Source organism: Myxococcales bacterium, assembly GCA_016717005.1.
In the GTDB taxonomy this organism is placed as follows: Bacteria; Myxococcota_A; Polyangia; order Haliangiales; family Haliangiaceae; genus UBA2376.
In genome coordinates this window covers 1-8,091 of sequence record JADJUF010000032.1, presented here as the reverse complement: position 1 = coordinate 8,091, position 8,091 = coordinate 1, and the positions used below count along the sequence as shown (strand labels likewise).

Annotated in this window: 5 protein-coding genes and 1 pseudogene; 2 read left to right on the top strand and 4 right to left on the bottom strand. The window is 73.9% G+C overall.

Going from position 1 to position 8,091, the window contains the following annotated elements; all coding sequences use genetic code 11:
- Window positions 1-1,700: 1,700 nt before the first annotated feature.
- Together IPL61_23025 and IPL61_23020 are read right to left on the bottom strand one after the other, a co-directional pair.
- The gene (locus IPL61_23025) at window positions 1,701-2,879 is read right to left on the bottom strand and encodes a beta-lactamase family protein (protein MBK9034103.1); all 1,179 of its coding nucleotides are present in this window, start codon (window positions 2,877-2,879) and stop codon (window positions 1,701-1,703) included.
- A 133-nt stretch (window positions 2,880-3,012) separates the two neighbouring features.
- Window positions 3,013-3,606, bottom strand: a complete 594-nt coding sequence (locus tag IPL61_23020; GenBank protein ID MBK9034102.1) for a TetR/AcrR family transcriptional regulator — start codon at window positions 3,604-3,606, stop codon at window positions 3,013-3,015.
- Window positions 3,607-3,805: 199 nt separating this feature from the next.
- Here IPL61_23020 and IPL61_23015 point away from each other — a divergent pair, with 199 nt between their 5' ends.
- Window positions 3,806-4,216, top strand: coding sequence for a hypothetical protein (locus IPL61_23015; protein ID MBK9034101.1), 411 nt, complete (start codon window positions 3,806-3,808; stop codon window positions 4,214-4,216).
- An 882-nt stretch (window positions 4,217-5,098) separates the two neighbouring features.
- Entirely contained in the window at window positions 5,099-5,758 is a 660-nt protein-coding gene (locus IPL61_23010; GenBank protein ID MBK9034100.1) for an SDR family oxidoreductase, read from the top strand.
- Between the two features lie 398 nt (window positions 5,759-6,156).
- Here the strand turns inward: IPL61_23010 and IPL61_23005 are convergent.
- Together IPL61_23005 and IPL61_23000 are read right to left on the bottom strand one after the other, a co-directional pair.
- Window positions 6,157-6,578, bottom strand: a pseudogene (locus IPL61_23005) (DUF1801 domain-containing protein).
- A 198-nt stretch (window positions 6,579-6,776) separates the two neighbouring features.
- A complete protein-coding gene (locus IPL61_23000; GenBank protein ID MBK9034099.1) occupies window positions 6,777-7,064 on the bottom strand; it encodes a hypothetical protein in 288 nt (95 codons plus the stop codon).
- Window positions 7,065-8,091: the final 1,027 nt, after the last annotated feature.

Here is an 8,091-nt window from a genome sequence, read left to right as displayed (position 1 = left end):
CGGATAGCAGCAGGGCTGAGGCAGCGCCAGACGGCGGCACCTCAGTCCGTGGGCAACGGTAGCAGGCCGGCGCTGCTCCTGACGCCGGCGCCCAGGGCGTCCAGGCAGAAGCGCGCTCATGCGCCCCCGGTGAGCCGCGTCACCGCACAACGCAGCGACCGTATGGCGGAGAATGATGCGCCGGCAAGCCGGCGGCGGAGATCCGCGCGCAGGTGAGCTGTGTATCCGACCGCTCCGGCGCGGTCGAGAGCGTCATGGTCCTCGACTCGCATCTGGCTCGTCCTGCGACGAAGAAGCCCCGGCGCGGGCGGTCAAACGCTGGCGGTACAGCCCATTCATGGTCGACAGCGGCCGGCAGCAGCCGTATACCAACTCGATCCGCGTTCATACCGGCTCCGCAGTGGGGCCGCACCGGCGGCTGATCGGTCCCCGACGAAACCCGGATCGGCCGGGAGCCCATCGGTGCGATGAGGTCGATGGTGAGGATCGTGCCCAGGCTCGATCGTGAGGACCGCGATCGCGTGGCCGTCGGCGGTGGTGTCTGAGCGTGGTATTACCCGACGGGCGCGGGCAGCGCGGTGACGTCGTGGAGCGCCGCGCCATCGAACCACGCGACGGTCGGGCCCACGGGCAGCGCCTGGTGCGCGGAGCGGGTGCACGTGGCGCTCGTCGATCGGCGGTGCCGCCGCCAGCGAAGCCCCGGGCCTCGCCAAGCCGGGGTAGACGCGTCGCTGAGGAACGCGACGTCCCCCGCGAGCCCGAGGGGCCGCGTCGAGGATGGGGCCAGGTTCGAATCGAAGCAGGTCGTCGCGGAGCCTGGCCGCCGGGCCGTGGGGTCGAGCTCGCGCGAAGCTCACGCAGCTCGACCGGGCGCCGTTCAGGTCGCGGATCGCGCCGTCGCCGGTCGCGGTGAACCGTGGACAACACGGTCTCGGATCCGAGGTCCTCGCCCTGGCGGCAGCGCAGCGGCAACGGAACCCGAGCGGCCGCAGGCGGCTCCCGCACGTCGGCGTCGCGTCGTGATGCGCGCCCTCTAGAAGTAGAAGCCCACACGCGACCCGAAGGCCGGCAACGCGTCACCGTCAGGGCGAGAGCTGGTAGTGAGGTGCTGGCGGAAGTCCCAGCTGCCGTGCGCCTCGAACGCGCGGAGCCGTCCTGGCCCCGTCGCGCAGTCGACGAGCACCACCACGCCCGTAATGTCGGCCACAATTCGACAGGGCGAAAGAGCTCGGCGTCGCCGAGGCGCGTGAACGACGCGCGGGCGCCGAGCTTGCGCGGGAACGTGGCCAGGGTCGCGCCGGTCTCGACGTCGACCAGCAGCGCGCGCGGGGGCGCGTCGCCCGCGGCGGGCACCTTGCACGCCAGGTATCGACTTGATTCGAGTTAAGCGAAAGGAGGGGCATCGACGGCGGAGACGCCCGGGCAGGCGGAACTGTGCGGTGAGGGACAAGCGACCGGACTCGAGCGCGAAGCGACGGACGCCGTGAGCCTCGTCGTAGGTCACCAGCGCCGCGTGCGCCGCCGCGAAGTGTCGGCCGCCCTCGACGGTGAACGCCGGGCGGACCGGCCCGTCGTCCATCGATCGGTCAGGCGCAGATCCGGGCCGTGGACGTGGGCGGCGAATCGATCGGCCACGATCGCGAGCGGCCCGAAGACCGGCGGCGCGGCGTTCGGCGACGTCAGGTGGACGACGCGGGGCCTCACGGCGCGTCCAGCCAGGCGTGCGCGGCGAGCCAGCGGTGCAGCTCGGCGTTGGTCGCCTTCCAGGCGTCGTACGAGTCGCCGTTCATGAGGAAGACGATCAGCACGTCCTTGGCCGGCACGACGACGTAGTTGGTCGAGAAGCCGCCCTGGCTGCCCGTGTGGCCGATCTCCTGGAGCCCGTCGACGTCCTTGATCCACCACGACCAGCCGAGCCGCGGCGGCGCCTCGTCGAGCCAGCCCGGGAACGTCTTGAGCGTCGGGGCGTCGGCGACCACCGCGGTCGGCAGGGCCGCGCCGGTCGTCAGCGCCTGCTCGTAGCGCGCGAGCTCCTCGACCGAGCTCCCAGACCCCGCCGTTGCCGGCGGCGGCGAAGGTCGGGCTCGCCGTAGTCGAACTCCACCGGCGGCGCGGTCGGGTCGCCGGGGTCGGGCGTGAGGCGTGGGCGACGCCGGTCTCGGGTGCGGGCCGTCGGTGATCGTGCTGGTGGCCATGCCCGAGGGCAGGAAGACCTCGTCCCGCACGAAGTCCTGCCACTTGCGGCCGCTGACCTGCTCCACGATCAGCGCGAGCCCGTTGAACGCCGGGTTCGAGTACGCGAACCGGGTGCCGGGCGCGGACGCGAGCGCCTCGACCGCCAGGATCGGCGCCCAGTTCTCGGCGTCGCGGGCGGTCAGGTAGAACTCGAGCTGCTCCTCGACCGGCCGGAGATCCGGCAGCCCCGAGGTGTGCGTCAGGAGGTGGCGGAGCTGGACGTTGCGCACCACGTCGGGGTGCGCGAAGGTGAAGTACTTGGTCAGCGGGTCGTCGAGCGACAGCTGGCCGCGCTCGGCGAGGAGCAAGATCGCGCTGGCCACGAACGTCTTCGACAGCGATCCGAGGTTGAACAGCGTCCGCGTGGTGATCGGCGCGCGGGTCCCGAGGTCGGCCAGCCCGTAGCCGGCGGCGAACACCGTGCGTCCGCGCTTGGCGATCAGCACCGCGACCCCGGGGTGATCCGCCGGGAACTGCGCACGGAAGTACGCGTCGAGATCGCCGGTGTCGACCGCGATCGACGGCGGCGCGGGCGCGGGGGCGCGCGCGAGGACGCGCGCGGGACCTGCGGGTGACGGCGCGCCGCACGCGACGAGCGCGACCAGCGCGAGCGCGTGTCCCGACGACCTCCAGAGTCTGCCCATGCGCGGGACACTACCATCGTCGGCGCGCACGACGGACGAGGTGGTCAGTGTCCCGGGCGGAGCTGAGGCGCCCGCCCCGCGCCCGGCGGCGCGTCGTCGCGGGGCTGACGACGCGACCTCATCACTGCAGACCTCACGGGACCAGGCGGGTCATCAGCTGATCGACGTAGGCCGCGAACGCCGCGGCGGTCGGCAGCGCGTCGGGCGCCTCGAGCCGGAGGTGGACGAGGCCGACGTAGGCGGTGTAGGCCAGCAGCGCGCTCTCGCGCGCGAGCCGGCGGGCCTGGCCGAGCTCGACGTAGCACGACGCCAGGTAGTCGAGCCGCCGGCGGGTGACCCGGGCGACGGTGTCGCGCACCACGGGCAGCTCCGAGCTGGCGAGCGCGAGGTGGATGCGATCGCCGCGGCCGCCGGCCACGACGCTGCCGATCAGCTGGCGCAGGCGCGCGCGCGGCGTGGCGACCTCGGCGACGGCGGCGATGACGCGGTCGGTGTAGTCCTGCTCCCAGCGGGCGAGGGCCGCGCGCAGGAGGGCGTCGCGATCGGCGAAGTGCCAGTAGAAGCTCCCCTTGGTGACGCCGAGGCGGCGGGCGAGGGGCTCGACCGCGATCCCGGCGAGGCCGTGCTCGGCGACCGCGGCGAGGGCCGCGACCTCCCAGTCGGTGGCCGACAGGTGGGGCTCGGGCGCGGAGGGCTTGCGGCGCGGCACCGCCCGAGCATGCACCATACGGAAGCGTATTGACAACCGCCGCGGCTTCACCATACTGATGCGTATGGAGGTCTCGACATGAGGAACGTCCACGTTCGAACCCTGGCCGCGTCGATCGAGCAGGTCCGCCCCTGGATCGCGGCGTGCTGGAGCGGCGGCGAGCGCGACAGCTTCCCGCGCGACGTGATCGCGAACTGGCGGGACCAACCCGCCGGGCGTGCCCGTCGACGCGCTGGTCCCCGGGCAGACCATGGTCGGCCACGGCCCGTTCCGGTTCCGGCTGCGGACCTGGGACGGGCTGACGTGGCGGGTCGACGTCGTCGGCCGCCTGACCGGCTGGCACGGCTTCGACCTGGCGCCCGACGGCGACGGGTGCCGGCTCACCCACACGGTCGAGCTGGCCACGTCGTGGCGCTCGTGGCTGGCGTGGAAGACGATCGAGCCGGTCCACGACTGGGCGGTCGAGGCGATGTTCGATCGGCTCGAGCACGCGCTGCGCACGGGCGCGGTCCCGGTCCGGACGACGCGACCGCTGCCCCGCCGCGCCCGATTCGGCCTCGCCCTCGCGCGCCGGCGTCAGCATGCGGGCGGCCGCGCGCCGTCGGTGATCAGCGCCCCGTCGGGTTGACCGGAGTCGGAGCCGGAACCGGAACCGGAAGCGGAGCCGGAGCCGAATCCGGAGGTGGAGCCGAACCTGGAGGTGGAGCCGGAGCCGAAGCGCCCGTTGCCGCACGCCCCGGCGCGCCGTACTGTCGGGCGCATGCGCGCCAGGCGAGGTCCGCGGAGCCAGTGTGGTGCGGGCGCGGTCAGCCTGTGCATCGCCGTCGTCGCGGGCGCGTGCGGATCGGGGCCACCGCGCGCGCGCGCCCCGTCGAACGCCGCGCGCGCCGACCGGCCTCCCGCGGCCGCGGCGCCGCCGGAGCCGTGGTTCCACGACAAGGCCGACGCGTTCGACGAGTGCGTCGCGCCCGAGGCCGCGCCCGCGGTCGCGCTGCCGTCACCGTTCGAGCGCTGCGACGGGACCGAGGAGTCGTGGTCGAGTCCGCCAGGCGGCGGCGAGCTGCACTTCCACTATCGCGAGTTCTCGGCCGCGGTCACGAACGCGCGGCGGGCGGGCGGGCCCGAGGTCTGCTGCTACCTGATCTGGAGTTCCGCGGCGCAGCCGGTCCGACCTGACCGACGCCCCTGGCGCAGGGGCCGCCGACCGCGCCGCACGGAGCACGACCGCCGGGCGCGTCTCGACAACGGCGCCGCGCGGACCACGACCGCCGGGCGCGTCTCGATAACGGCGCCGCGCGGACCACGACCACCGCGCGCGTCTCGATAACGGCGCCGCGCGGACCACGACCACCGCGCGCGTCTCGCTGACGGCGCCGCGCGGACCACGACCGCCGGGCGCGCCTCGCTGACGGCGCCGCACGGAACACGACCGCCGGGCGCGCCTCGCTGACGATGACGATCGCGCGCCGGTTTGGCGCCAACCAGATCCCGGCGTGGCACGCTCGCGCGCATGAGCGACTTTCCCAGGACAGGCATCGTCACCGGCGCATCGCGCGGCATGGGCGCCGTCATCGCCGAGGCCCTGGCGCGGCGCGGGACCGCGCTGGTCCTGGCCGCGCGCGACGCGGCGGGGCTGGCCGAGACCGAGGCGCTGCGCCGTGCACGGCCATCCGGTGCACGTGGTCCCGACCGACGTGGCCGACCCGCGCCAGCTCGCCGCTGGTCGCCGCCGCCGCCGACCGGCTCGGCGACGTCGATCTGCTGCTCAACAACGCCGGCGTCGAGGAGGTCGGCTTCTTCGAGGACCCTGTCGCCCGAGGAGATCGAGCTGCACACGCGGGTCAACCTGATCGCGCCGATGCAGCTCGCGCGCGCGGTCTTGCCCGGCATGCTGGCGCGCGACCGCGGCCACATCGTCAACATGGCGTCGGTGGCGGGCCTGGCGCCGATGGGCTTCGGCGAGACCTACGGCGCCACCAAGGCCGGGCTGATCAACTTCTCGCGCTCGCTCCGCGCCAGCCTGCGGGCGCGGCACCAGGTGCGGGTGTCGGCGATCTGCCCCGGGTTCGTCGAGGGCACCGGCGTATGCGCCGACCAGCAGGTCAGTACGGCTTCCAGGCGCCGGGCCTGGTCGGCTCGGCCCACGTCGACGAGGTCGTGCGCGCGGTGATCCGGACGATCGAGGAGGACCTCCCCGAGATCGTCGTCAAAGCCGCTGGTGGTGGCGGGCCTCACCTCGCCGCGCTTCATGGACTGGCTGCTGGGCAAGCCCAGCATCGGCCGCATGCTCTTGCCGATCGCCGAGGCGCGCCGCGCCGAGCGCAAGGCCGCCGCCGCTGACCCGCGGCCGTGAGCCGTCACGCTGGTGCGAGCGTCGCCGCCGCGCAAGCCGCCGCCGCGACCCGCGGCCGTGGGCCGTCGTCGGGGCTCGGCGCGTCGCGGCGAGCAGCACGGCCACCGCGACCACGGACACGGTGCGGATGATCGTCACCGCAGGCCTCCGAGAGGTCCGACCGCGCCGTCGCGGTCGATGATCGCGGCTTGATCGGGCGTGGTCAGGGATCCAGCCGGCAGCGCCGCCGCCTGCGTCACCCAGCTCGCCAGCAGCGTCGAGCGCGTCGCCCTCGTGGATGTCGAGGTAGCGCGTGTCCTTTGCCCTTGCCTGGTGCCGGGCGGATCGGGCGCAGCGAAGCGCCGCGGAAGAACGCCACCTGGAGGTAGCGCGTGAAGGTGTGGAGCCCCAGGAACCAGCCCTGGCCGTCGAGTCCGTAGAACGGCGAGTTCCACTACCGCCTTGCGCACGCCGGGCACGCTCCGCACGATCAGCGCGTCGAGCCTGCGCCCGAGTCCTGCTTCCAGGGCGGGAGCGCGGCGAGGTACGCCTGCACCGGGGCGTCGCCGTCGGCCTTCGCGATCTGCGGGTTGCCGCCCGACAGCAGCGTCACCGGCCGCGCCCGATGACCGGCGGACGTGGCCTCGGTCGGCGGGATCGCTCGGGCCGCCGCGGCGCGGGCCCTGGCGGCTTCGCGGCGCGGCCTTGGCGGCGGGCTTCGCGCAGCGGCGGGCCCTTCGCCGCAGGCTTCGGCGCAGCGGCCTTGGCGCGGCGGTCTTCGGCGCGGCCTTCGGCGCGGTGGCCTTCGACGCGGCGGCCGACGGGCGCGGCGCGCGGTGCGCGGGACGCGGCCTGGTCATGCCTGCGCGTACCAGTGGTGGCGGCGCAGCAGGTGGTGGTTCGGGAACGGCAGGTAGGTCAGCGCCGCAACCGACGCACCCAGGATCACCGGCACGCCGATCCAGTAGCCGCCGGGGATGTGCGCCGTCAGCGCTGCATTGACGTAGGCGATCGGGAGGAAGCCGAGCACCGTGTGCGGCAGGCCGATCCAGATCCCGCAGTAGCTGATGGGCCGGGCGATGTTGCGGGCGTGGCGGATCGAGGCGGTCCCCACGATCGACCCGCCGAGCGCGATCGCCAGCACGTGCTGGAAACCACGGCACCAGGCCCAGGTCGACGTCGCGGTAGCCGTGTAGACGATCGCGCGGGGGGTGATGCAGGGTGCTCGAGGTGATCGGAGATCGTGTCGGTCGCCCGCGCCGTACAGGTTCGACGTGCCGGAGCCTGGCTGCGCGCCCCCAGCCGTCGAGGGGTGTCGCCGAAGGTGTAAGCCGATCAGGATCGACAGGCCGGCCCAGAACGGCTCGCCGTCGATGCACGAGGCAGATCGCGACCACGCCGCCGAGGGCGCGTTGATCGTGGGTGAACAGGTCCTTGATGCCGAACCAGCCGGGCGGGCGCCGGGCGGGCGCTCCGGCGGCGGCGGCGGCGGACTCTCAAGGGCGGTGGCAGGGTGCTCACGGGGGCCCCATGACTCAGACCAGATCGGCCGGAGGCGGAAGCCCATAGCGCTGTCTGCGCGATCGACCCACCCCGCGGCGTGGCGTCGACCGTCCACGCCAGGGCGCGCCCTTGCTGGATCGTGCGCGCGGGCCGTCGGTTAGCCGCCAGAGTCGAGCCGGTCCGGCGCGTCGGGCCCCGCGGGTTGTGTGGGTCGTGCACGACGCCGCATCCCGAGCTGCGTCTGGACTCGCGCAGCCCCGTGGTCGCCGCTGGCACGATCGCTGCAACAGGTGCGGGGCAGACGTCCCGTCTGGCCCGCCGCGCACCACCGCCGCGGCACCGGTGGGACGCCACCCCTTCAAGCGAGGACATGAGCGAGTACCAGCATGCTTTCGACAGGTGAGCGGAGCGCGGTTCGACGAGGCCGCATCGCCCCCTGCGCTGGGACATCGACGCCCCGTTCGCGATCGACACCGGCGAGTCCCACTGCTTCGAGATCCGGGGCAAGGGCGCGGCCTGTCTGATCCCCACGTCCGCGCTTCAGCGGCGGCCTGGCGGGCGGCGACCGCGAGATCATCGTCACCCACCAGGGCGGGGCGATCCTGTCGCGGCGCGACGAAGACCAGGACGCCTGGGACGTCTTCAACCAGCGTGGAGGCTTCTCGGGG